The sequence below is a fragment of the Polaromonas sp. P2_G11 genome, assembly GCF_056403595.1.
The window spans coordinates 259,820-282,852 of sequence record NZ_JBFUFE010000003.1 but is presented as its reverse complement, the minus strand read 5'-3'; the positions used below and the strand labels follow the sequence as shown (position 1 = coordinate 282,852).

22 protein-coding genes and 2 tRNA genes are annotated in these 23,033 nt (G+C 60.8%); 16 read left to right on the top strand and 8 right to left on the bottom strand.

What is annotated here, in order from left to right; translation table 11 throughout:
- Positions 1–76: 76 nt before the first annotated feature.
- Complete coding sequence (mscL, locus tag AC1DWQ_RS12070; protein WP_457279696.1) at positions 77–502, bottom strand: large conductance mechanosensitive channel protein MscL; 426 nt, start codon at positions 500–502, stop codon at positions 77–79.
- Positions 503–793: 291 nt separating this feature from the next.
- Between mscL and petA the strand changes: the two genes are divergently transcribed.
- The 6 genes from petA (at position 794) to AC1DWQ_RS12040 (ending at position 5,389) form a co-directional block, all read left to right on the top strand.
- Positions 794–1,429, top strand: a complete 636-nt coding sequence (gene petA, locus AC1DWQ_RS12065; RefSeq protein WP_457279695.1) for a ubiquinol-cytochrome c reductase iron-sulfur subunit — start codon at positions 794–796, stop codon at positions 1,427–1,429.
- Between the two features lie 127 nt (positions 1,430–1,556).
- A complete protein-coding gene (locus AC1DWQ_RS12060; RefSeq protein ID WP_477669850.1) occupies positions 1,557–3,098 on the top strand; it encodes a cytochrome b in 1,542 nt (513 codons plus the stop codon).
- A 16-nt stretch (positions 3,099–3,114) separates the two neighbouring features.
- A complete protein-coding gene (locus AC1DWQ_RS12055; protein WP_477669849.1) occupies positions 3,115–3,870 on the top strand; it encodes a cytochrome c1 in 756 nt (251 codons plus the stop codon).
- 85 nt (positions 3,871–3,955) lie between these two features.
- Positions 3,956–4,567, top strand: a complete 612-nt coding sequence (locus tag AC1DWQ_RS12050; RefSeq protein ID WP_007868077.1) for a glutathione S-transferase N-terminal domain-containing protein — start codon at positions 3,956–3,958, stop codon at positions 4,565–4,567.
- A gap of 183 nt (positions 4,568–4,750) precedes the next feature.
- Positions 4,751–5,302: a ClpXP protease specificity-enhancing factor gene (locus AC1DWQ_RS12045; protein ID WP_477669848.1), complete on the top strand. Its 552-nt coding sequence runs from the start codon at positions 4,751–4,753 to the stop codon at positions 5,300–5,302.
- A gap of 11 nt (positions 5,303–5,313) precedes the next feature.
- Positions 5,314–5,389 (top strand) — tRNA-Thr (locus AC1DWQ_RS12040).
- A 124-nt stretch (positions 5,390–5,513) separates the two neighbouring features.
- Here AC1DWQ_RS12040 and AC1DWQ_RS12035 read toward each other — a convergent pair.
- Positions 5,514–5,831 (bottom strand): hypothetical protein, encoded by a 318-nt coding sequence (locus AC1DWQ_RS12035; protein WP_477669847.1) that lies wholly within the window; start codon positions 5,829–5,831, stop codon positions 5,514–5,516.
- Between the two features lie 53 nt (positions 5,832–5,884).
- Between AC1DWQ_RS12035 and AC1DWQ_RS12030 the strand changes: the two genes are divergently transcribed.
- The 5 genes from AC1DWQ_RS12030 (at position 5,885) to AC1DWQ_RS12010 (ending at position 12,566) form a co-directional block, all read left to right on the top strand.
- The gene (locus AC1DWQ_RS12030; protein WP_477669846.1) at positions 5,885–6,865 is read left to right on the top strand and encodes a M23 family metallopeptidase; all 981 of its coding nucleotides are present in this window, start codon (positions 5,885–5,887) and stop codon (positions 6,863–6,865) included.
- Positions 6,866–7,077: 212 nt separating this feature from the next.
- Positions 7,078–9,843 (top strand): preprotein translocase subunit SecA, encoded by a 2,766-nt coding sequence (gene secA / locus AC1DWQ_RS12025; RefSeq protein WP_477669845.1) that lies wholly within the window; start codon positions 7,078–7,080, stop codon positions 9,841–9,843.
- A 57-nt stretch (positions 9,844–9,900) separates the two neighbouring features.
- On the top strand, positions 9,901–11,142 hold the full coding sequence (argJ, locus tag AC1DWQ_RS12020; RefSeq protein WP_477669844.1) for a bifunctional glutamate N-acetyltransferase/amino-acid acetyltransferase ArgJ: 1,242 nt from the start codon (positions 9,901–9,903) through the stop codon (positions 11,140–11,142).
- A gap of 12 nt (positions 11,143–11,154) precedes the next feature.
- A complete protein-coding gene (locus AC1DWQ_RS12015) occupies positions 11,155–12,129 on the top strand; it encodes an ATP-binding protein (protein WP_477669843.1) in 975 nt (324 codons plus the stop codon).
- On the top strand, positions 12,126–12,566 hold the full coding sequence (locus AC1DWQ_RS12010; RefSeq protein ID WP_477669842.1) for an NUDIX domain-containing protein: 441 nt from the start codon (positions 12,126–12,128) through the stop codon (positions 12,564–12,566). The genes AC1DWQ_RS12015 and AC1DWQ_RS12010 overlap by 4 nt, the downstream gene beginning before the upstream one ends.
- A 434-nt stretch (positions 12,567–13,000) precedes the next feature.
- Here the strand turns inward: AC1DWQ_RS12010 and AC1DWQ_RS12005 are convergent, their stop codons facing one another.
- Positions 13,001–13,675, bottom strand: coding sequence for a lytic transglycosylase domain-containing protein (locus AC1DWQ_RS12005; RefSeq protein ID WP_477669841.1), 675 nt, complete (start codon positions 13,673–13,675; stop codon positions 13,001–13,003).
- Positions 13,676–13,682: 7 nt separating this feature from the next.
- Positions 13,683–15,425: a proline--tRNA ligase gene (locus AC1DWQ_RS12000; protein ID WP_477669840.1), complete on the bottom strand. Its 1,743-nt coding sequence runs from the start codon at positions 15,423–15,425 to the stop codon at positions 13,683–13,685.
- 160 nt (positions 15,426–15,585) lie between these two features.
- Here AC1DWQ_RS12000 and AC1DWQ_RS11995 point away from each other — a divergent pair, with 160 nt between their 5' ends.
- A complete protein-coding gene (locus tag AC1DWQ_RS11995) occupies positions 15,586–16,290 on the top strand; it encodes an RNA pyrophosphohydrolase (RefSeq protein WP_477670208.1) in 705 nt (234 codons plus the stop codon).
- A complete protein-coding gene (locus AC1DWQ_RS11990; RefSeq protein WP_477669839.1) occupies positions 16,287–16,796 on the top strand; it encodes a CNP1-like family protein in 510 nt (169 codons plus the stop codon). The genes AC1DWQ_RS11995 and AC1DWQ_RS11990 overlap by 4 nt, the downstream gene beginning before the upstream one ends.
- A gap of 45 nt (positions 16,797–16,841) precedes the next feature.
- Here AC1DWQ_RS11990 and proB read toward each other — a convergent pair whose 3' ends face one another.
- The 4 genes from proB to rplU all read right to left on the bottom strand — a co-directional run bounded on the left by proB (position 16,842) and on the right by rplU (position 19,877).
- Positions 16,842–17,978 (bottom strand): glutamate 5-kinase, encoded by a 1,137-nt coding sequence (gene proB / locus AC1DWQ_RS11985; RefSeq protein ID WP_477669838.1) that lies wholly within the window; start codon positions 17,976–17,978, stop codon positions 16,842–16,844.
- Positions 17,979–18,084: 106 nt separating this feature from the next.
- Positions 18,085–19,161: an Obg family GTPase CgtA gene (gene cgtA / locus AC1DWQ_RS11980; protein WP_477649123.1), complete on the bottom strand. Its 1,077-nt coding sequence runs from the start codon at positions 19,159–19,161 to the stop codon at positions 18,085–18,087.
- Positions 19,162–19,280: 119 nt separating this feature from the next.
- Positions 19,281–19,538, bottom strand: coding sequence for a 50S ribosomal protein L27 (rpmA, locus tag AC1DWQ_RS11975; RefSeq protein ID WP_457279679.1), 258 nt, complete (start codon positions 19,536–19,538; stop codon positions 19,281–19,283).
- Between the two features lie 27 nt (positions 19,539–19,565).
- Positions 19,566–19,877 carry a 50S ribosomal protein L21 gene (rplU, locus tag AC1DWQ_RS11970; protein WP_122955355.1) on the bottom strand — a complete coding sequence of 104 codons (312 nt, stop codon included), beginning with the start codon at positions 19,875–19,877 and terminating at the stop codon, positions 19,566–19,568.
- Between the two features lie 193 nt (positions 19,878–20,070).
- Here rplU and AC1DWQ_RS11965 point away from each other — a divergent pair, with 193 nt between their 5' ends.
- The 3 genes from AC1DWQ_RS11965 to pilB all read left to right on the top strand — a co-directional run bounded on the left by AC1DWQ_RS11965 (position 20,071) and on the right by pilB (position 23,012).
- Positions 20,071–21,054 (top strand): polyprenyl synthetase family protein, encoded by a 984-nt coding sequence (locus tag AC1DWQ_RS11965; protein ID WP_477669837.1) that lies wholly within the window; start codon positions 20,071–20,073, stop codon positions 21,052–21,054.
- A gap of 12 nt (positions 21,055–21,066) precedes the next feature.
- A tRNA-Pro gene (locus AC1DWQ_RS11960) sits at positions 21,067–21,143 on the top strand.
- A gap of 135 nt (positions 21,144–21,278) precedes the next feature.
- Positions 21,279–23,012: a type IV-A pilus assembly ATPase PilB gene (pilB, locus tag AC1DWQ_RS11955; RefSeq protein ID WP_477669836.1), complete on the top strand. Its 1,734-nt coding sequence runs from the start codon at positions 21,279–21,281 to the stop codon at positions 23,010–23,012.
- Positions 23,013–23,033 lie beyond the last annotated feature (21 nt).

Below are 23,033 nucleotides of genomic sequence, written 5' to 3'. Positions count from 1 at the left end.
TGGCTTTGCCAGCCGCAAGGCGCCGTCCCCTGTAGGGGAGAGGCCCGCTACACGAAGTGAGCGGGCAACAGGGGGGTTACTTTTTTAGACTGTCGCGGATTTCGCGCAGCAGCACGATGTCTTCAGGCGGCGCGGCGGGCGGTGGTGCGGCTTCGTGGTGACGTTTGAGCCGGTTGATCTGCTTGACCATCAGGAAAATGATGAAAGCCAGGATGACGAAGTTGACGCTCACCGTCAGGAAGTGGCCATAGGCAAAGACCGGGACCCCAGCCTTTTTGAGGGCTTCAAGCGACATGTCGGTGCCCGGCGGCACAGTGCCCAGCAATACGTACATGCTGGAAAAGTCCAGCTTGCCGAAGACCAGGCCCACCAGCGGCATGATCAGGTCGCTCACCACGGCGTCGACGATCTTGCCGAAAGCGGCGCCAATGATCACGCCTACGGCCAGATCGATCACATTGCCCTTGACGGCAAATTCCTTGAATTCCTGCATCATTCCCATGAGTCTCTCCTGTTATTGGTAGCGGTTGCCGGCCGTACCGGCGTTCTGCAAAAAATGATTATGAAGGCTGGCCGTGTTTTCGGGCGGTGCGAAAGGCGCGGCTTGCAACAAAATATGCGAAGGCGGCCGGCTGCCTTAAAAACGGGCACTTCCGGCCCAGCCATGCGGGCTGCCGCCGCCCGGGCCGGGCCCTCCGCCTTGAAAAACGACATCGCGCTCCGCTACAATTGCGGGTTGACCCCACTAAGCCTCCCACCAAGCCTATTTCAAGCCAGTTCTTGAAGGACTCTCATGACCCAAGCAAGCGAAGCAAGCGCGAACGGTGTGCCCCACGGCGCCCCCGTCGATAAAGATAAAAGAAACTGGCTCGTGGCCACCTGCGCTGTAGGCGGCGCAGGCGTTGCAGCCACCGCAATCCCCTTTGTCAGCACTTTCCAGCCCTCCGAAAAAGCCAAGGCTGCCGGTGCGGCCGTCGAGGTCGATATCTCCGGCGTGAAACCCGGCGAAAAGATCACGGTGGAATGGCGCGGCAAGCCCGTCTGGATCATCAAACGCACGCCCGAGCAGCTCGCCGAGCTGCCCAAGGTCGATGCCCTCCTGGCCGACCCCAAATCCGAGCGCAAGCCCGACGAACTGACCCCCGAATACGCCCGCAACGAAAACCGCTCCATCAAGCCCGAAACGCTGGTGGTGGTGGGCATTTGCTCGCACCTGGGCTGCTCGCCCTCTGACAAGTTCCAGCCCGGCGCACAGCCTTCGCTGCCCAACGACTGGGCCGGCGGCTTCCTGTGCCCCTGCCATGGCTCGACCTTCGACATGGCCGGCCGTGTGTACAAGAACAAGCCCGCGCCGGACAACCTGGAAGTGCCGCCGCACATGTACCTTTCGGACACCCGTCTGCTGATTGGTGAAGACAAGAAGGCCTGAGGCGCTTGCCTTAACCCGCGTTAACCAAGCTCCTTCACAAGACCCTATAGCCAGCACCTGATACCCGCCGACCTTTCTGCCGCGTACCAGGTGCTTGCCAAAGAATCCCACCGAACCAGGATCAGTTATGGCTGAATTCAAAGAAATTTCCCCCGATGCCCCGCTCGCCGTCAAGGCGATGAACTGGGTCGACAACCGGTTTCCCGCCAGCAAGCTCTACAAAGAGCACATGAGCGAGTACTACGCACCGAAGAACTTCAACTTCTGGTACATCTTCGGCTCGCTGGCCATGCTGGTGCTGGTCATCCAGATCGTCACCGGCATCTTCCTCACGATGAATTACAAGCCCGACGCCGCACTGGCTTTCGGCTCTGTCGAATACATCATGCGCGACGTCCCCTGGGGCTGGCTGATCCGCTACATGCACTCCACCGGCGCTTCCGCTTTCTTCGTGGTGGTTTACCTGCACATGTTCCGCGGCCTGCTCTACGGCAGCTACCGCAAGCCGCGCGAGCTGGTCTGGATCTTCGGCTGCGCGATTTTCCTGTGCCTGATGGCCGAGGCCTTCATGGGCTACCTGCTGCCATGGGGCCAGATGAGCTACTGGGGCGCCCAGGTGATCGTCAACCTGTTTGCCGCCATCCCTTTCATCGGCCCTGACCTCGCGCTGCTGATCCGCGGCGACTATGTGGTCGGTGACGCGACGCTGAACCGCTTCTTTGCTTTCCACGTCATTGCCGTGCCGCTGGTGCTGCTGGGCCTGGTGGCCGCGCACATCATCGCGCTGCATGAAGTCGGCTCCAACAATCCCGACGGCGTTGAAATCAAGGGCCCGAATGCGCCGAAGGACGCCGCAGGCCACCCGCTGGACGGCATACCCTTCCACCCTTACTACACGGTGCACGACATCTTCGGTGTGAGCGTCTTCCTGATGATCTTCACGGCGATCATCTTTTTCGCGCCCGAGTTCGGCGGCTACTTCCTGGAGTACAACAACTTCATCCCGGCCGACCCGCTGAAGACGCCTGCGCACATCGCACCGGTCTGGTACTTCACGCCTTACTACTCGATGCTGCGCGCCATCACCGGTGAAATGGCCGGTGCACTGGGCATCATCGCGATCGTCGCCGCAGTGCTTGCCGCCCGCAAACTCTCCGGCATCTTCAAGCCAGCCGTGCTGGTGATTGCCGTCGGCGCGGCCTTGCTGCTGGGCTTGCTGCCTTCCATCGCCAACTGGATCGGCCTGGTCATTCCTTCCGCCGGCGCAGGCATCGCGCAAGGCCTGGATGCGCTGGCCAAACCGCTGGCCGGCGTGCCTTTCCTGGGCGAGCTCTGGGGCATGATGATCAAGGGTATCGACGCCAAGTTCTGGGGCGTGGTCGTGATGGGTGGTGCGGTCATCATCCTGTTCTTCCTGCCATGGCTGGACCACAGCCCGGTCAAGTCCATCCGCTACCGCCCTGACTGGCACAAATACCTCTACGGCATTTTTGTCGTGAATTTCCTGGTACTCGGTTACCTGGGTGTTCAACCGCCATCGGCCATCGGTGAGCGCGTGTCCCAGCTCGGCACCCTGTTCTATTTTGGTTTCTTCCTTTTGATGCCGTGGTGGAGCCGCCTGGGTACGCCTAAAACGCCGCCTGACCGTATTATTTTCCACGGTCACTAAGCAGGAGATAACAACAATGAAAAAACTGATTTTTTCCCTGATCGCGGCCCTCGGCCTGGTTGCCGGTGCACACGCTTCCGAAGGCGGTATTGCCTGGGACAAGGCACCGAACAACACGAATGACCTGGGCTCGCTGCAAAACGGTGCCAAGCTGTTCGTCAATTACTGCCTGAACTGCCACTCCGCTGCTTTCATGCGCTTCAACCGCCTGAAAGACATCGGCCTGACCGAGCAACAAATCAAGGACAACCTGCTGTTCACGACCGAAAAGGTCGGCGACACCATGAAGGCTGCGATTGATCCCAAGCAGGCGAAGGACTGGTTCGGCGGCAATCCGCCCGACCTGACCGTGATTGCACGTTCGCGATCGGGTGCCGGCGGCACGGGTGCCGACTATCTTTACACTTACCTGCGCAGCTACTACCCCGACAACACCAAAGCCACGGGCTGGAACAACCGCGCTTTCCCGAGTGTGGCCATGCCGCATGTGTTGTGGGAACTGCAGGGCACGCGCGAGCCGCAGTACGACTACAAGGAAGAGCACGGCCATAAAGTGGAGATTTTTAAGGGTTGGAAGCAGCTCACCCCCGGCACCATGACGCAGTTGCAGTATGACCAGGCGATGGGCGACCTCGTGGGCTACCTGCAATGGATGGGCGAGCCGGCCCAGAACACCCGTATTCGCGTCGGCGTCTGGGTGCTGATTTTCCTTCTCGGCTTGACCTTTGTTGCCTGGCGCCTGAATGCGGCGTTCTGGAAAGACGTCAAGTAATTTTTCGCCGGGGCTAAGCTCCCGGCACCTTCTGGAGTGGATGCTTTCAATGTATCCACTCCTTTGCATTTAGGAGTTCCGCACCATGATGGTCCTTTATTCAGGCACGACCTGCCCCTTCTCGCACCGCTGCCGTTTTGTGCTGTTTGAAAAGGGCATGGACTTCGAAATTCGCGATGTTGACCTGTACAACAAGCCGGAAGACATCAATGTGATGAACCCATACGGACAGGTACCTATCCTGGTCGAGCGCGACCTGATCCTGTACGAATCGAACATCATCAACGAGTACATCGACGAGCGCTTTCCGCACCCGCAACTCATGCCCGGCGACCCGGTTGACCGCGCGCGCGTTCGCCTCTTCCTGCTGAACTTCGAAAAAGAACTGTTCGTCCACGTCAGCACGCTGGAATCGCGCGCCTCCAAAGGCAACGAAAAGGCGCTTGAAAAAGCCCGTTCGCATATCCGCGACCGCCTGACGCAGCTCGCACCGATCTTCCTGAAAAACAAGTTCATGCTCGGCGATAACTTTTCCATGCTGGACGTGGCGATTGCCCCGCTGCTGTGGCGCCTGGACTACTACGACATTGACCTGTCGAAAAATGCCGCACCGCTGCTCAAGTATGCGGAACGCATCTTTTCGCGCCCCGCCTATATCGAAGCGCTGACGCCTTCCGAAAAGGTCATGCGGAAATAATGGCCCCCACGCTTGCCACTGCGTGTACCTTCGGCTGTGCGCTGCCCCTTGCAAGAAGAAGAGGGGCGCTGCGCCTGCGGCCCGGCGAAGCCGGATCCGCGGCCCTGGCTGGCGAAGAGAGATCTCTCACGGCCGGTGAAGAGGGTGCCCATATGATGGTTCGGGTTTAACTTGGCTGAATTCATGAACGCCCTGGACTCCACGTCAACGCGACCGTATCTGATACGGGCTTTGTACGAGTGGTGCACTGACAACGGCTTCACGCCTTATGTGGCCGTGTCGGTGGACGACACCGTGCAGGTGCCGCGCGAGTACGTCAAGAACAACGAGATCGTGCTCAACATCAGTTTTGACGCGACCTCGTCACTCAAGCTCGGCAACGATTTCATCGAGTTCAAGGCGCGGTTTGCCGGCAGTGCCCGGGAAATCATGGTGCCCATCAGCCACGTGATTGCGATCTATGCCCGTGAAAACGGGCAAGGCATGGCCTTTCCCATGGTTGCGGCTTCCGCCGGTCCGGTTTCCGGCGCTGAGGCGGGCGCCGAAGACCCTCATGGCGCACCTCCGGTGGCTGCCGCGCCGGCTGCGCATCCGCACAATCCGGCGGAAGGCCCGGAAAAGATCATGCAGCTGGTGCCCGAAAGCAGCGCAGATTCGCAAGCCGATGACGGTTCCGAGCCGCCGGATCCGCCCAAGTCGCCGCGCACACGGCCTTCACTGAAACGGGTCAAGTAAAATAGCTTTGTGCCGCTTTAGCTCAGTTGGTAGAGCAACCGCCTTGTAAGCGGTAGGTCGTCAGTTCGATTCCGACAAGCGGCACCATTTTCCCTTTCCTGTTGCCTTCCCCATGCCATATGGGTACCATACGCTACGAAATTGGTAGCAGGCAATGTGATCAACATGCGGGCCACGACGTATTGAGGCTTCTGTGAGCCGGTCTGGACGACTACTTTTTGGCTATTAGTATCTTGAGCCGAATTGATGTAACCTTCCAACCTTTGCCGAGAAGGCGCGCCTGGATCAGGGGGAGCAACTGCCGGATTTTTGCAGCAGCCGCATTGCCATTCACCAGCAGGCACCAGGTTTCACCGTCAATCGGTCCGGCCTGAACGGCGGGCCGCAGGGCTTCAGGAAGCAGCGATTCAATGGCCTTGAGCCTTTCGCCGGACTCCTGAACGAGTTCCGTCAGCCGTGCCAGGGAAGGTGAACTCCCGGCCGCCTGGTAAACGGAAAGCGCCTGGGGAAGGCGCCGGTCAGTGGTCATGATGGGCAGATAGCAGCCTGGCAAGCGCAAGCTGAAAAAAAAGAGGTAGACAAGTGCATTTGATTATCACGGATGCGTGGCTGGCGAAAAGCCGGGCCATTTATTTAAGCGGTACCAAACTGGTGCTGGCCGGCTTTGTCGCCGCCCTGGCGCTCATGCTCGTGGCTGCGGGTCTCTATCACTGGGTGTTCCTCAAGGGAGCGCGGGAAGGCTGGCCGGTCGTCGGCTCGCTGGTCAAGCTCATGGTCAAGGACGAATTCGACCAGCGTGACCGCTTTATGCGTGAAAACCTCGATGTCATGGCCAGGCGGGTCGGTGAAATGCAGGCCAAGATGATGCAGCTCGAAGCGCTCGGCGAGCGGGTGTCGGGCCTGGCAGGGGTCAGCCCGAATGACATCAAGGTGACGCCTGGCCGCGGCGGCGTGCTGGTGGCGGGTCCTTCGCTGACCATGGAAGAGCTGCAAACTACCCTGGCTGACCTGGACAAACTGACCGACCAGCGCGTGGATCTCATGACCGTGATGGAGTCGCGCCTCTTCGACCAGAAGATCAAGAAAATGATGGTTCCCACCCAGGAACCGGTGGCCGGTGGCAATCTGGGCTCACCTTTCGGCTGGCGCATTGACCCGATGAACGGGCGCTCCGCCTTGCACACCGGCCTGGATTTCCCGTCCGAGCCGGGTACCGCGATTCTTGCCGCCGCAGGCGGTGTGGTCGTCACGCAGGAATACCACCCCGCCTACGGCAACATGGTGGAAATCGACCACGGCAACGAACTCGTCACACGCTACGCCCATGCGTCCCGCGTGCTGGTCAAAAAAGGCGACCTGATCAAGCGCGGCCAGAAGATTGCAGAAGTGGGCACCACGGGCCGTTCCACCGGTCCGCACCTGCATTTCGAGGTGCTGGTCCAGGGCGTCTTCCAGGACCCGCAAAAATTCCTGACCGCAGGGCAAAAACTGCCCGGGCCCACGGTGGCAGCGGTTTCTCCGCGGCCGGCTGTGCCGGCTCCCCAGCTGCCGCGCCCCCACTAGGCGCTTGCCGCTGCCGTGCCACGTGCACGGCTTTTGGCTTGCCGCTGCGGTTTTACGGCGGCGGGCCATGCGACTCCCTTGGCAGAGTTAAAATCAGGGGTTTGGGCCCAGTTGAAGTAACTGTTGGCGCCCACACCTAGGTTCCGTACACAAAAAGGGATTTCGGCCGCATTGCCTAGCTCGCGGGAGCGGTCAAAGGCGGCCTCGCATTTATGGCTTCCAACATCCTGACCAAAATTTTCGGCAGCCGCAACGACCGCCTGCTCAAAACCTACCGCAAAACCGTAGAACGCATCAATGCGCTGGAACTCGAGTATGAGAAGCTGAGCGACGACCAGCTGCGCACCAAAACCCAGGAATTCAAAGACCGGGTGACCGCAGGCGAAGAACTCGATGCCATTCTTCCTGAAGCTTTTGCCGTGGTCCGGGAGGGCAGCAAACGCGTCATGAAGATGCGTCACTTTGATGTGCAACTGCTGGGCGGCATGTCGCTGCACAACGGCAAGATTTCCGAAATGCGCACCGGCGAGGGCAAGACCCTCACCGCCACGCTGCCGGTCTACCTCAACGCGCTGACCGGAAAAGGCGTGCATGTGGTGACAGTCAATGACTACCTGGCCAGCCGCGACGCGCGCTGGATGGGCAAGCTCTACAACTTCCTGGGCCTCACCGTCGGCATCAACCTGCCCAACATGTCGCGCGAGGAAAAGCAGGCGGCCTACGGCTCCGACATCACCTACGGCACCAACAACGAATACGGCTTTGACTACCTGCGCGACAACATGGTCTACGAGGTGGCAGACCGCGTGCAGCGCGGCCTGAATTACGCCATCGTTGACGAGGTCGATTCGATCCTGATCGACGAAGCCCGCACGCCGCTCATCATCAGCGGCCAGGCTGAAGACCACACCGAGATGTACCTGGCGATGAACAAGGTCGTGCCCTTGCTGACGCGCCAGGAAGGCGAAGCCGATCCGCGCACTGGCGAAGGCGTGACCAAGCCCGGCGACTACACCATCGACGAGAAAACCCACCAGGTCTTCCTGACCGAGCAGGGTCATGAGAACGCCGAGCGCCTGCTGTTCAACCTGGGCCTGATCCCCGAAGGCGCCACGCTGTACGATCCGGCCAATATTTCGCTGATGCATCACCTGTATGCAGCGCTGCGCGCCAACCTGCTTTACCACCGCGACCAGCACTATGTGGTGCAGGACGGCGAGGTCGTGATCGTTGACGAATTCACCGGCCGCCTGATGTCGGGCCGCCGCTGGAGCGACGGCCTGCACCAGGCTGTCGAAGCCAAGGAAGGCGTGCAGATCCAGGCTGAGAACCAGACGCTGGCCTCCATCACCTTCCAGAACTATTTCCGCCTGTACAGCAAGCTGGCCGGCATGACCGGAACGGCCGACACCGAAGCCTACGAATTCCAGGAAATCTACGGCCTCGAAACCACTGTCATCCCGCCCAACCGCGTCAGCCGCCGCGACGACCAGCTGGACCGCGTCTACAAGACTACCCGCGAGAAGTACGAAGCTGCGATCAAGGACATCCGTGAATGCTATGAGCGCGGCCAGCCCGTGCTGGTCGGCACGACGTCGATTGAGAACTCCGAAATCATCGACCAGTTGCTGATCAAGGAAAACCTGCCGCACCAGGTGCTCAACGCCAAGCAGCATGCCCGCGAAGCCGACATCATTGCCCAGGCCGGGCGGCCGAAAATGATCACCATTGCCACCAACATGGCGGGCCGCGGCACCGATATCGTGCTGGGCGGTAATGTTGAAAAATTGATTGAAGCGGTTGAAACGGACGAGTCGCTCGATGTGGCGGCCCAGGAAGCGGAAATCACCCGTCTGCGCGCGGTCTGGAAAGAAGAGCACGAGCAGGTTACCTCCCTGGGCGGCTTGCGCATCATCGCGACCGAACGCCACGAATCGCGCCGTATCGACAACCAGTTGCGCGGCCGCTCAGGCCGCCAGGGCGACCCCGGTTCATCGCGCTTTTATTTGAGCCTGGACGACCCGTTGATGCGCATCTTCGCGGGCGACCGCGTCAAGGCCATCATGGAGCGGCTCAAGATGCCCGACGGCGAGGCGATCGAGGCGGGCATCGTGACCCGTAGCATCGAGTCGGCCCAGCGCAAGGTCGAGGCGCGCAACTTCGACATCCGCAAGCAGTTGCTGGAATATGACGACGTGGCCAATGACCAGCGCAAGGTGATTTACCAGCAGCGCAACGACATCATGGATGCGGCCAACCTGCAGGCGCAGATCGCTTCCCTGCGCGAAGGCTGTTTCACCGACCTGGCGCGGCAGTATGTGCCGGTTGAAAGCGTTGAAGAGCAGTGGGACATCGCCGGGCTCGAGAACGTGCTGCGCGACGAGTGGCAGATCGAGTTGCCCCTGCGCCAGGAGCTGGAAGCCGCGACCGCCATCACCGACGACGAAGTCGTGGGAAAAGTCATTGCCGCGGCCAACGCCGCATTCGCCGACAAGGTCGAAAAAATCGGCGAAGAAAACTTCACGCAGTTCGAACGCATCGTCCTGCTGCAAAGCATCGACAGCCACTGGCGTGAACACCTGAGCGCCCTTGACTACCTGCGCCAGGGCATTCACCTGCGCGGCTATGCGCAGAAGCAGCCCAAGCAGGAATACAAGCGCGAAGCCTTTGAACTCTTCGGCCAGTTGCTCGACAGCGTGAAGAACGAGGTCACCAAGGTGTTGATGACGGTCAAGGTCCAGTCGGGTGAACAGCTCGAGCAGGCCGCCGAGGAACTGGAAAACCGGGCCGAGAACATCACCAACGTCACCTACACCGCACCTACTGAAACCGGTGAGGTGGAAACGACGCTGGACAGCGAATCGCAGCGCCGCGCATCGGCCATACCGGCCGACGAAGTGCCGCGTGTGGGCCGCAACGACCCTTGCCCTTGCGGCTCGGGCAAGAAGTACAAAAACTGCCACGGCCGACTGAACTGAGCACCGCCCTGCGCTGAACACTGCCGATTTAACCCTGATTTTCCGGAGTCCTGGAACATGCCCGTCAATCTGGTTGCCACGCCCGCCGCGGACCTTTACCCTGTGCCCGGCGTGCGCTGGGGCATCACCGAAGCGGGCATCCGCAAGGCCAATCGCAAAGACCTGTCGGTGTTGCTGCTCGACGAGGGGGCCTCGGTCGGGGCCGTCTTCACGCAGAACCGCTTTTGTGCTGCGCCAGTGCAGATCTGCCGTGAGCACCTGACCAAAAATGACGGCAAAACAGCCGGCATACGCGCCATGCTCATCAACACCGGCAATGCCAACGCCGGCACCGGTGACGACGGCCTGAGCCGCGCGCACGCCAGCTGCATTGCGCTGGCCCGCCTGCTGGATATTGCGCCCGAGCAGATCCTGCCGTTCTCCACCGGCGTCATCATGGAGCCGCTGCCCAACGACCGCATCGCGGCGGGCCTGCCAGCCGCACTGGAAGCCGCCAAGGCCGACAACTGGGGCAACGCCGCCGAAGCCATCATGACGACGGATACCGTCGCCAAGGCTTTCTCCGCGCGCGTGAAGATTGCAGGCGCCGACATCACCATCACCGGCATCAGCAAGGGCGCCGGCATGATCCGGCCCAACATGGCCACCATGCTCGGTTTCATGGCCACAGATGCCTGTGTTGCCCAACCGCTCATGGCGCAACTGGCCACGGAGCTTGCCGAAGGCTCCTTCAACCGCGTGACGGTCGACGGCGACACCTCGACCAATGACTCGTTCGTCGTGATGGCCACCAACAAGGCGAAGCACCCGCCCATCACCTCGCTGGACGGCGTGGAAGGCAAGGCCCTGCGCGCCGCCATGCTGGACATTGCCCGCAAGCTGGCCCAAGCCATCGTGCGCGACGGCGAAGGCGCGACCAAATTCATGACCATCCAGGTCGAAGGCGGCAAGACCGGCGAAGAGTGCCGCAAGGTCGCCTACGCCATTGCGCATTCGCCGCTGGTGAAAACCGCTTTCTTCGCCAGTGATCCCAACCTCGGCCGTATTCTTGCGGCCGTCGGTTATGCCGGCATCGATGACCTGGACCAGACCCGCATCGACCTGTACCTGGACGATGTGCTGGTTGCCAAAAACGGCGGCCGCCACCCCGGCTACGTGGAAGCCGACGGCCAGCGCGTGATGAAGCAGAGCGAGATCACCGTGCGTGTGGTGCTGGGCCGGGGCAATGCGGCCGACACGGTCTGGACCTGCGATCTTTCGTACGACTACGTCAAGATCAACGCCGACTACCGCAGTTAACCGGCGCACCCCATGAACGAGCAGTTTGAACGCCTGATCACCCGCGTCGAGTCCCTGATGGCGCGGATTGAGTCCGTGCTGCCGCAACCGCTCACCGCACCCGACTGGAGCGCTTCGATTGCCTACCGCTACCGCAAGCGCAGCTCCGGCCACGGCTCGCTGGAGCCGGTGCGCCACATCGGCAACATGAGCCTGGGTGATCTCAAGGAAATCGAGGACCAGAAGGAAAAGATCCGGCGCAACACCGAGCAGTTTGTCAGCGGCAAGCCCGCCAACAACGTGCTGCTGACCGGCGCGCGCGGCACCGGCAAGTCCTCACTGATCAAGGCCTGCCTCAATGAATATGCGGCGCGCGGCCTGCGGCTGATCGAGGTCGACAAGGCCGACCTGACCGACCTGCCGGACATCGTCGACGTGGTGTCCGGGCTGCCTGAAAAATTCATCGTCTTTTGCGACGACCTGAGTTTTGAGGAAGGCGAGCCCGGCTACAAGGCGCTCAAGTCCATCCTCGATGGCTCTGTCGCGGCGGCCACGCCCAATGTGCTGATCTACGCGACCAGCAACCGGCGCCACCTGCTGCCCGAGTACATGACGGAAAACCTCACCTACACGCACGGTGACGACGGCGAAGTGCATCCCGGTGAAGTGGTCGAAGAAAAGATTTCGCTGTCGGAGCGTTTTGGCCTGTGGGTCAGTTTTTACCCCTTCACCCAGGACGAATACCTGACCATCGTCGCGCAGTGGCTGTCGTCCTTCGGCGTGGGCCCCGATGCAATTGCAGCCGCGAGGCCCGCATCGCTGGTCTGGGCGCTGGAGCGCGGCTCGCGCAGCGGCCGTGTGGCCTACCAGTTCGCCCGCGACTACGCCGGCCGCGACAGCGCCAGCCGGCCTATGGCGGCTGCGCCCATCGCGGCGTATGAACGGCCGGGCGCGGCGGCGGCTGCTGCGTCGCCCGATGGCGACCACGCCCCCGACCATTCGACATGAGCGTGCTGGTCGCCGACGGCGAGCGCCCGCGCGAGGGCGGTGTGGATCGCAAGGTGGTCGACGTGGCCGTCGGCGTGCTGATCCGTCCGAACGGCGATTTCCTTCTCACCTCGCGCCCGCCTGGCAAGGTTTACGAAGGCTACTGGGAATTCCCCGGCGGCAAGCTCGAAACCGGTGAAACGGTCGAAGAAGCCTTGCGCCGCGAGCTGCAGGAAGAAATCGGCGTCACCATAGGCGCCGCCCAGCCCTGGAAGGTCGAAATGGTCGACTACCCGCACGCCTTGGTCCGCCTCAATTTCTGCAAGGTCTTCGAGTGGACCGGCGAGCTGCACATGCACGAAGGCCAGTCGTATGCGTGGCAAAACCTGCCGGTAACAGTGCAGCCGGTGCTGCCGGGCACGGTGCCTGTACTCGACTGGTTTGCCGCAGAGCGTTGATTGGCTCACCCCCGTCCAGGCTCACTTCGTGTAGCCTGCTCCCCCCTTGCAGGGGGCGGCGCCTGCGGACTGGCAGAGCCAGATCCGCGGCCCCTGCTGGCAAGGCAGCCGGCCGCTATTAAATTTATAGCTGCTCGCGCTCGCCAGCATTGGGCTAGAGGCACTATTCATGGGTAAAAAGAGGCCAAAAATCCCCTTTTAGAGACCAAAATGCCTTCAGGACTCGTTGTATTGGCCGTAAAACATCGTCAAAACCCTGTTTTCAGGCATTAAATCGGACCTCAGTCCAATAGGGACGTGCGCGAGTAGCTATTGAATTGATAGCGCCATGCTGTATCAAGCTGGGGCCGCGGAACTGGCTTTGCCAGGCCGCAGGCGCCGCCCCCTGCAAGGGGGGAGCAGGCTACACGCAGTGAGCCTGAACGGGGGTGTGCCTAATACTCCCAGGCTTTGCTGGCACCCATCACGGCATTGGGGTAGGGCGACTTGCCCCGCGATCCGTTGTAACGGCCCAGGCCCATGAAGAGGTCGCCGCGTTCGCGGTCCAGGTAGTGGCGCAGGATCACGCAGCCAAAGCGCAGGTTGGTCTGCATGTGAAAGAGTTTGGAGGGATCGCCGTCGCCGATCACGCGCGTCCAGAAAGGCATGACCTGCATGTAGCCGCGCGCGCCGACGTTGCTAACCGCGAATTTGCGGAAATTGCTTTCGACCTGGATCAGGCCCAGCACCAGCGTGGTGTCCAGCCCGGCGCGGCGGCTTTCGTACCAGACGGTTTGCAAAAACTCCTTGCGGATCTGCCACTCCGGTTTTTTCTTCTTGAGACGCTCGCTCATCGCGCCCAGCCAGCGCAGGTAGGCGAGCCGGCTTTCGGTGTCCTTGAACTCGGGCACAGGCGGCGCCTGGTTGGCGATGGCAGAACTCAGCGCGGTGCGCACCGAGTCGATCAGCGGCTCTTCAACCTGCGCGCCGGCATGCGCCTGTTCCGCCAGCAGCCATGGGCTGAGGGCGATGGGCAGGGCCTGCAGGCAGCTTCGCCTGGAAATCCCCTGCGCCCTGGCCTGTGCGGCAGCTTCGGATGCGGACAGGGTCAATGAGCGCACGGAAACCATTGGAGCGTCAAAGCGCCAGCTTTCCCTTGAGGAAATCAAAGGCGCCGGCAACGTCGATCTTGCTGGAAGCCGCATCGCGCCGGTGCTGGTATTCGAGCTGGCCGTCTTTCAGGCCGCGGTCGCCGATGGTGACGCGGTGCGGCACGCCAATCAATTCCCAGTCGGCAAACATGGCGCCGGGCCGTTCGCCGCGGTCGTCCAGGATCACGTCCACACCCGCTGCGAGCAGTTCTGCGTAAAGCTTGCTGGCGGCCGCTTCGACTTCGGGAAAGCGGTCGGGGCTGATGGGGCACAGCACCACGGTGAAGGGCGCAATCGCGTCGGGCCAGATGATGCCGCGCTCGTCGTGGTTTTGCTCGATGGCGGCAGCCGGCAGGCGCGTGATGCCGATGCCGTAGCAGCCCATTTCCAGGAACTGGGGCTTGCCGTTTTCACCGAGGAAGGTGGCGTTCATGGCCTGGCTGTATTTGGTGCCGAGGTAGAACACGTGGCCGACCTCGATGCCGCGCTCGATGACCAGCGCGCCCTTGCCATCGGGCGAAGGGTCGCCCGCAACCACGTTGCGGATGTCGGCCACCAGTTCGGGCTCGGGCAGGTCGCGGCCCCAATTGACGCCGGTGGTGTGAAAGTCCACTTCGTTGGCGCCGCACACCCAGTCGGCCATGGCCGCGACTTCGCGGTCCGCCACCAGCTTGACAGGCTTCTTCAAATTGAGCGGGCCGAGGTAGCCAGGCTTGCAGCCGAAATGGTCTTCAATTTCCGGCAGGGTGGCAAAGCGGAAGTCCGCCAGGCCCGGCACCTTGCCAACCTTAACCTCGTTCATGTCGTGGTCGCCGCGCAGCAGCAGCAGCCAGACCTGTGTCTTGACGATCTTGCCGGTCTCATCAACCTGGTCGGTGGCCAGTACCAGCGACTTGACGGTGGAAGCGAGCGGGATGCCCAGCAGCTCGGCCACGTCGGCGCAGGTGGCCTTGCCGGGCGTGGCGGTTTTGGTCAGCGCCTGGGAAGCGGCCTTGCGTGCGCCCTGGGGCGCCAGCGCTTCGGCTTTTTCCATGTTGGCGGCGTAGTCGCTGCCGGGGCAATACACGATGGCGTCTTCGCCGGTGGCGGCGATCACCTGGAACTCTTCGCTGAGGTCGCCGCCAATGGCGCCGCTGTCCGCCGCGACGGCGCGGTAGGTCAGGCCGAAGCGGTCAAAAATCTTGCGGTAAGCCGCGGCCATGACCTGGTAGCTGGCCTTGGCGCTCGCCTGGTCGCGGTCAAAGCTGTAAGCGTCCTTCATGATGAACTCGCGCCCGCGCATCAGGCCGAAGCGCGGCCGGCGTTCGTCGCGAAATTTCGTCTGGATCTGGTACAGGTTTTTGGGCAGCTGCTTGTAGCTCTTGATGTCCTGGCGCATCACGTCGGTGACGACTTCCTCGCTGGTCGGCTGGACGACAAAGTCGCGGCCGTGGCGGTCCTTGATGCGCAGCAGTTCGGGGCCCATTTTTTCAAAGCGGCCGGTTTCCTGCCAGAGCTCGGCCGGCTGGATCACCGGCATGGTCATTTCGATCGCGCCGGCGCGGTTCATTTCCTCGCGCACGATGGCCTCGACCTTGCGGATCACGCGCAGGCCCATCGGCATGTAGTTGTACACGCCGGCGCCCAGTTTCTTGATCATGCCGGCCCGCATCATGAGCTGGTGGCTGACGACTTCCGCGTCGGCAGGCGCTTCCTTGAGGGTGGAAATAAAGAACTGGGAGGCTTTCATGGGCGGTTTTCGGGAATTCCGGGGTTGGAAAAAAGGATGGAAAAGAGTCGAAAAAGGAACGAAAAGGGAACGGGAAAGGGGTGCTGCAGCCCGCCGTGCGCTTGGCGCTGGGGCCTTCGCTGTGCATAATGGACTCAGTTTAAAAAATTGAGGTTTGATTATGCTTGACCGGGACGGCTTTAGGCCCAACGTCGGCATCATCTTGCTCAACCAGAGAAGTCAGGTATTTTGGGGCAAACGTATCCGTACCCACTCGTGGCAGTTTCCGCAGGGTGGCATTGACCGGGGCGAAAATCCCGAGCAGGCCATGTACCGCGAGTTGCATGAAGAAGTGGGGCTGATGCCGCAGCATGTGAATGTGCTGGCCCGAACCCGAGACTGGTTGCGCTATGAGGTGCCTGACCGGTTCATCCGCCGCGATGCGCGCGGACATTACAAAGGCCAGAAACAAATCTGGTTCCTGCTGCAACTGGTCGGCCACGACTGGGACTTGAACCTGCGCGCCACAGACCATCCGGAGTTCGATGCCTGGCGCTGGAACGACTACTGGGTGCCGCTGGACGTGGTGGTTGAGTTCAAGCGCGGCGTGTACGAAATGGCCCTGACCGAGCTGTCGCGGTTCGTTCCGCGCACGGACGCGCGTTTCGAGCAGCGCCCCGACCACCGCAACCGTTATTTGCGCGGGGGCTTGCATCAGCGTGACCACGCGGGCCAGGCCGGCGAGGGCGGTTTTCCGCCCGCTGGCGAGCCCTTTCATGCACCACTGACACGGCTGGGGGCGTCGTTTGAATTGCCGCCCGGCGCCACTTTTGAACCCGATCCGCAGACCAGCCTGGATGCGAACAGCCAACCAACCAAACCATGAATCTCAAACCCGCCCTTGTGGCCGCCACGCTTTTGCTGGGGATCAGCTGTACATCATGGGCCGTGGCCCCGGCGGATGATCCCGAAGAGTGGAAAGAAGACAGCGTTTCGGCGCCGCCGGCCTTCGACCTCACCAAACTCGTCACGTTTGAGGTGTCGCCCAATTCCCAGCTGGTGTACGGCGTGGACCCTGCGACCATCCAGATTTCGAACAAGGACAGCGTCGTGCGCTACGTGATCGTGGCCTCGAATGCCAGCGGCGCACGCAATGTGATGTACGAAGGCATACGCTGCAGCACCGGCGAATTCAAGACCTATGCCCGCTATTCAGACGGCAAATGGACCAACGTCAGCAATCCGGAGTGGAAGTCGGTGTTCGGCAATATGCCGTCCAAGCATGCTTTCCGTTTGGCCAGGGCCGGCGCCTGCGACAGCGCGGCACCTGTGCAAACAGTGGACCTGATGGTGTCGCGGCTGAAGAACCCGAATTTCAGGACCCGGGAATAGGCGAGGGCTCGCGGCTGCGACGCCGCAGCGTGGCGCCCGGCAAACCTAGCGGCTCAATACCAGGTTGGTGCGGTGAACCATTTCGGGTTCGCCCGTGTAGCCCAGCAGTTTTTCGAACTCTGACGATGCCTTGCGGCAGATCATGCGGGCTTCGGCGCTTGAGTAATTGGCCAGGCCGCGCGCGATCTCGGCGCCTCCGGGATCCCTGATGGCGATGACATCGCCGCGTGAAAACTCCCCCTGAACGGCCGTCATGCCGATGGGCAGCAGGCTTTTTCCCTCATCGCGCACCTTGCCCACGGCGCCTGCGTCCACGGTGACTGAGCCCCGCATTTGCAGGTGATCGGCCATCCATTGCTTGCGGGCCTGCATCTTCTGGGTTTGCGCCACCAGCAGCGTGCCGATGGGCTCGCCCCGGGTGAGCCGGACCAGCGCTTGCGGCTCGCGGCCCCAGGCGATAACTGTCGATGCGCCTGAGCCCGCGGCGCGTTTGGCGGCCAGGATCTTGGTGATCATGCCGCCCTTGCCAATGCTGGAACCTGCGCCTCCCGCCATGGTCTCCAGCGCTGCGTCGCCGGCCTTGGCCTCATGCACAAACTGTGCGGCCGGGTCCTTGCGCGGATCAGCGGTGTAGAGGCCGCGCTGGTCGGTGAGGATGACCAGCGCATCGGCTTCCACCAGGTTGGCGACCAGTGCGCCCAGCGTGTCGTTGTCGCCAAACTTGATCTCGTCATTGACGACGGTGTCGTTTTCGTTGATGACGGGTACTACGCCAAGCTGCAACAGCGCCAGCAGGGTGGAGCGTGCATTGAGGTAGCGTTCGCGGTCGGCCAGGTCGGCGTGCGTCAGCAGGACCTGGGCGCTGCCGATGCCGTTTTCGCGCAGCTTGGTTTCATAAACCTGGACCAGACCCATCTGGCCCACGGCGGCGGCCGCCTGCAGCTCATGGATGGCCTTGGGCCGGGTCGCCCAGCCCAGGCGTTTCATGCCCTCGGCAATGGCGCCGCTGCTGACCATGATGACCTCCCGGCCGTCCTTCACGAGGGCTGCCAGCTGCTCGCACCACTGGCCGATGGCCACGGAATCCAGCCCGCGCCCTTCGTTGGTGACCAGGCTGGAGCCCACCTTCACCACGATGCGTTTGGCGTTGCGCAGGACCAAGGAGCCGGTTTGTTCTTGCATTTAAGTGTATTTTAGGGCTCTAGCCCAATCAGGGCGGGCGCAAGCAGCTATCGTTTATATAGCAAATGCCGGCGGCGTTTGCCCGAAAATCAGCGGGGAAAGGCCGTTACGGGGATTCCGGCGGCAGTTCGGCAAATCGCGGATCAACCTCTTCCACCGGCTGCTCGCTTTTCTGGACGCTCTTCACATGCTGGTAAATGGTTTTGACCAGCTGCTCGCAACCCTCGCGCGTCAAGGCCGAGATTTCGAAGACGGGGCCCTTGAACTTGAAGCGTTTGACGAAGTCCTTCACGAGCGCGGCACGTTTGTCCTTGTCCACCATGTCGAGCTTGTTGAGGACGAGCCAGCGTGGTTTGTCGTAAAGGGCTTCGTCGTATTTCTTGAGTTCGCCCACAATCGCCTTGGCTTGCGCCACCGGGTCCACGCCTTCATCGAAAGGCGCCATGTCGACAATATGCAACAGCAGGCGGGTGCGCTGCAGATGCCGGAGGAACAGGTGGCCCAGGCCGGCGCCTTCCGAAGCACCCTCGATCAGGCCGGGAAGATCTGCCACCACGAAGCTTTGTTCCGGGCCCACGCGTACCACGCCGAGGTTGGGATGCAGGGTGGTGAAAGGGTAGTCTGCAATGCGCGGGCGCGCGTTCGACACGGCCGAAATGAAGGTGGACTTGCCGGCATTGGGCATGCCCAGCAAGCCGACGTCGGCCAGTACCTTGAGTTCGAGCTTGAGGCTTTTTCGCTCGCCGGGCCAGCCGGGTGTCTTGCTGCGTGGCGCGCGGTTGGTCGAGCTTTTGAAGCGCAGGTTGCCGAAGCCGCCGTCGCCGCCCTTGGCGATCAGCACCTGTTCACCGGGAACCAGCAATTCGTAAAGTACTTCCCCGGTTTCGCCGTCGGTCAGGATGGTTCCTACCGGCATCTTCAGGATGATGTCGTCGCCCTTGGCGCCGAACATGTCGGAACCCATGCCATGCTGGCCGTTACGGGCCTCGTGGCGGCGTGAAAACCGGAAGTCCACCAGCGTGTTCAGGTTGATGTCGGCCACCGCGTACACATGACCGCCGCGTCCGCCGTCGCCACCGTTTGGGCCGCCGAACTCCTTGTACTTTTCGTGGCTGAAGGAGACGCAGCCACTCCCGCCATCGCCTGCGGCAATGTCAATAAAGGCTTCGTCAACAAATTTCATGATGGAGTGCTGCGGTTAAAACAGGGGGCGTCAGGGGCCGGAGATCAAGTTTACAAACAAAAAAGCCCCGACAGGTCGGGGCTTCGTTTCAGTCGAAGTGACTTATCGAAGTGATCAGCTTACGCCGGGGTCACATTCACGGTGTGCTTGTTCAGCGCACCCTTGATGGAAAACGAGACCGAGCCGTCAACCAGCGCGAACAGCGTGTGGTCTTTGCCGATGCCGACATTGACGCCTGGGTGGAACTTGGTGCCACGCTGGCGCACAATGATGCTGCCTGCGTTAATGACTTCACCGCCAAATTTCTTGACGCCGAGCATTTTGGGCTGTGAATCACGCCCGTTTCGCGTAGAGCCGCCGCCTTTTTTCTGTGCCATTTTTCGTTACTCCTGGTACGTCCCTGCTTAACCGGCGATGGCGCCGATTTGCAGTTCCGTGTAGTTTTGCCGGTGGCCCTGACGCTTTTGGTAGTGCTTGCGACGGCGCATTTTGAAAATGCGAACCTTGTCGTGCCTACCCTGGGAAAGGACAGTGACTGTAACAGTGGCGCCGGACACCAAGGGCGTACCAACCGTGATTGTGCTGCCGGTGCCGACAGCCAATACCTGGTCAATAACGATCTCTTGGCCTACGTCCGCAGCAATCTGTTCTACTTTAATTTTTTCTCCAGTAGCAACCTTGTATTGTTTGCCACCGGTTTTTATGACCGCGTACATGTAAGACCTCTTTATTGAGTTCTGCAGACGGATTTCCGCAGAGCCCAATATTCTAGCATGACGGGGCCAAATTGGCCAGAAGTGCCGTTTTAGCGCTTTCAGGTGGTGGTTGCGGGCTGCGGCAGCGCCTCCGGACAGAGGGGGCTTCCTATAATCTGCCCAAACTTACCATCTCTCAACATCTGGATCCCCTTTGTCCGTCAACTCTTCAAGCACTGCCGCAGCCCTAGCCCTGATTGCCGACGACATGCGTGGAATGGACGCGGTCATCGAGCGGCGGCTCAAATCCGAGGTGCCGCTGGTCAGCCAGGTGTCGCAGTACATCGTGGCAGCTGGCGGCAAGCGACTTCGTCCCGCCCTGCTGCTGCTGCTGTGCGGTGTGCTGGGGTACCGGGGGGAACAACGCCACAACCTCGCGGCCGTGGTGGAATTTATCCATACGGCAACTTTGCTGCATGACGACGTGGTGGACGAATCCACCTTGCGCCGGGGCCGCACGACCGCCAACGAGGCCTTCGGCAACCCTGCCAGCGTTCTGGTGGGTGACTTCCTCTATTCCCGGGCGTTCCAGATGATGGTCGAAGCCGGCGATATGCGTGTCATGCAGACACTTGCCGAGGCGACCAACGTGATCGCCGAGGGCGAGGTGCTTCAACTTATGAACATGCACGACGCGACACTGTCGGAGGAGGGCTACCTCCGGGTGATTCGTTCCAAGACGGCCAAGCTGTTCGAAGCCAGCGCCCGCCTGGCGGCCTTGCTGGCCCAGTCGCCGCCAGCCATTGAGCAAAGCTGCGCAGACTACGGCCAGGCACTGGGCACCGCATTCCAGGTGATCGACGACGTGCTGGACTACGACGGGGATGTGTCTGAAATGGGGAAGAACCTGGGCGACGATTTACGCGAAGGCAAGGCGACACTTCCGCTGATCATCGCCATGCAGCGAGGTACCGAGGCTGAGCGTACGACCATCCGGCAGGCAATTGAGACGGGTGGCACGGACCAGATGACACAGATCATCGCCATCGTGCAACAGACCGGAGCGCTGCAGGCCACCCGGGATGCTGCGGCTGTAGAAGCACAGCGCGCGCTGAATGCCTTGCAGGCCCTGCCCCAAAACATTTACAGTAATGCCCTGATGCAGCTGGCCTCCCAATTGCTGGAAAGGCGTTTCTGACGGCTGCCGGATCGGGGTGTAGCTTAGCCTGGTAGAGCGCTACGTTCGGGACGTAGAGGCCGGAGGTTCGAATCCTCTCACCCCGACCAAAAATATCCTGGCCTTGGCCGTATGTGTGCGTTTCTTCGCATACTTCCAACGCCGGGCAGGCCTCTGGCGCGTTTTCGATTTACACCTTGTAATCTATAAGCGATGATACCTATTTAAGCCTATCCAGAGAATCCATGGCCGCTGTTGACACCGCTATTAACCAACCACCATCCATGGCATTGCCAGGTCTGGGTCGGGCCTTGGTGGTTGCGGGGAAGCTGGGTCAAAAGGCTGCTGAAGACATCTTTCGCAAAGCCCAAACGGGGCGCACCAGCTTCATCGCCGAACTGACAGGCTCCGGAGCGGTTTCCGCGTCTGACTTGGCGCACACCATGTCGACCGCCTTTGCTGCGCCTTTGCTTGACCTGGACGCCATAGACATACAGCGCCTGCCCAAGGGACTGCTCGATTCCAAAATCTGTGCAACGTACCGTATCGTTGTTCTGAGCAAACGCAATAACCGGCTGATTGTTGCAACGGCAGATCCATCTGACCAGGAGGCGGCTGAAAAAATCAAGTTTTCCACCCAGATGGGGGTCGACTGGGTCATCGCCGAATACGACAAGCTGTCCAAGCTGTCGGAAGTGTCCAACACCAGCGCCTCTGAGGCGATGGAAAGCATCATCGGCGATGACTTTGAGTTTGATGAAACCAGTGTGGATACTGGCGCAACCGAAGATGAAGCGGGTGTCTCCGAAGTTGAGGACGCTCCGGTCGTCAAATTTCTCCAGAAGATGCTGCTTGATGCTTTCAGCATGCGCGCTTCCGACCTGCATTTCGAGCCGTTTGAACATACCTACAGGGTGCGCTTCCGGGTGGACGGCGAATTGCGCGAAATCGCGTCACCACCGGTCGCCATCAAGGAAAAGCTTGCCGCGCGCATCAAGGTTATCTCCAAGCTGGATATCTCGGAAAAACGCGTACCGCAAGACGGCAAAATGAAGCTCAAGATCGGCCCCGATCGGGTCATCGATTTCCGGGTGAGCACCTTGCCGACCATGTATGGCGAAAAAATCGTTATCCGTATTCTGGATCCGAGTAGCGCCAAACTGGGCATTGATGCACTGGGGTATGAAACGATTGAAAAAGAGCGCCTGATGGCCGCGATTCAGCGACCCTACGGCATGGTGCTGGTGACGGGGCCCACGGGTTCCGGTAAAACCGTGTCGCTGTACACCTGCCTGAATATTCTGAACAAGCCGGGTGTCAACATTGCCACCGCTGAGGATCCCGCCGAAATCACATTGCCCGGTGTCAACCAGGTCAGCATGAATGACAAGGCTGGCATGACTTTTTCTGTCGCGCTCAAAGCTTTTTTGCGGCAGGATCCGGACATTATCATGGTCGGTGAGATTCGCGATCTTGAAACGGCTGATATCGCCATCAAGGCCGCGCAGACCGGCCACATGGTCATGTCCACGCTGCATACGAACGACGCACCCACCACGTTGACGCGTATGCGCAACATGGGCATTGCTCCTTTTAATATTGCTTCAAGCGTGATTCTGATCACGGCCCAGCGCCTTGCTCGCCGGCTTTGCCCTAACTGCAAGTCTCCTGCTGATATCCCTCGCGAGACATTGCTGGAGGCCGGTTTCAAAGAGGATGACGTCGACGGCTCGTGGACGCCGTATCGGCCTGTGGGTTGCTCCATGTGCACAAATGGTTACAAGGGGCGTGTCGGTATTTATCAGGTGATGCCGATTTCCGAGGAAATCCAGCGTATTGTCCTTCGCGACGGAAGTGCGCTTGAAATCGCTGCGCAGGCTGAACTCGAAGGGGTCCGAAGCCTGCGCCAGTCCGGATTGCAAAAAGTTAAACTCGGAATGACCTCACTGGAAGAGGTTTTGGGTTGCACGAATGTTTAAATTTGCTCACGCAAAGTGCTG

Coding starts and splice junctions, on each gene's coding strand:
- mscL (WP_457279696.1), bottom strand. CDS start 502: ATGGGAATGATGCAGGAATTCAAGGAATTTGCCGTCAAGGGCAATGTG.
- petA (WP_457279695.1), top strand. CDS start 794: ATGACCCAAGCAAGCGAAGCAAGCGCGAACGGTGTGCCCCACGGCGCC.
- AC1DWQ_RS12060 (WP_477669850.1), top strand. CDS start 1,557: ATGGCTGAATTCAAAGAAATTTCCCCCGATGCCCCGCTCGCCGTCAAG.
- AC1DWQ_RS12055 (WP_477669849.1), top strand. CDS start 3,115: ATGAAAAAACTGATTTTTTCCCTGATCGCGGCCCTCGGCCTGGTTGCC.
- AC1DWQ_RS12050 (WP_007868077.1), top strand. CDS start 3,956: ATGATGGTCCTTTATTCAGGCACGACCTGCCCCTTCTCGCACCGCTGC.
- AC1DWQ_RS12045 (WP_477669848.1), top strand. CDS start 4,751: ATGAACGCCCTGGACTCCACGTCAACGCGACCGTATCTGATACGGGCT.
- AC1DWQ_RS12035 (WP_477669847.1), bottom strand. CDS start 5,831: ATGACCACTGACCGGCGCCTTCCCCAGGCGCTTTCCGTTTACCAGGCG.
- secA (WP_477669845.1), top strand. CDS start 7,078: ATGGCTTCCAACATCCTGACCAAAATTTTCGGCAGCCGCAACGACCGC.
- argJ (WP_477669844.1), top strand. CDS start 9,901: ATGCCCGTCAATCTGGTTGCCACGCCCGCCGCGGACCTTTACCCTGTG.
- AC1DWQ_RS12015 (WP_477669843.1), top strand. CDS start 11,155: ATGAACGAGCAGTTTGAACGCCTGATCACCCGCGTCGAGTCCCTGATG.
- AC1DWQ_RS12010 (WP_477669842.1), top strand. CDS start 12,126: ATGAGCGTGCTGGTCGCCGACGGCGAGCGCCCGCGCGAGGGCGGTGTG.
- AC1DWQ_RS12005 (WP_477669841.1), bottom strand. CDS start 13,675: ATGGTTTCCGTGCGCTCATTGACCCTGTCCGCATCCGAAGCTGCCGCA.
- AC1DWQ_RS12000 (WP_477669840.1), bottom strand. CDS start 15,425: ATGAAAGCCTCCCAGTTCTTTATTTCCACCCTCAAGGAAGCGCCTGCC.
- AC1DWQ_RS11995 (WP_477670208.1), top strand. CDS start 15,586: ATGCTTGACCGGGACGGCTTTAGGCCCAACGTCGGCATCATCTTGCTC.
- AC1DWQ_RS11990 (WP_477669839.1), top strand. CDS start 16,287: ATGAATCTCAAACCCGCCCTTGTGGCCGCCACGCTTTTGCTGGGGATC.
- proB (WP_477669838.1), bottom strand. CDS start 17,978: ATGCAAGAACAAACCGGCTCCTTGGTCCTGCGCAACGCCAAACGCATC.
- cgtA (WP_477649123.1), bottom strand. CDS start 19,161: ATGAAATTTGTTGACGAAGCCTTTATTGACATTGCCGCAGGCGATGGC.
- rpmA (WP_457279679.1), bottom strand. CDS start 19,538: ATGGCACAGAAAAAAGGCGGCGGCTCTACGCGAAACGGGCGTGATTCA.
- rplU (WP_122955355.1), bottom strand. CDS start 19,877: ATGTACGCGGTCATAAAAACCGGTGGCAAACAATACAAGGTTGCTACT.
- pilB (WP_477669836.1), top strand. CDS start 21,279: ATGGCCGCTGTTGACACCGCTATTAACCAACCACCATCCATGGCATTG.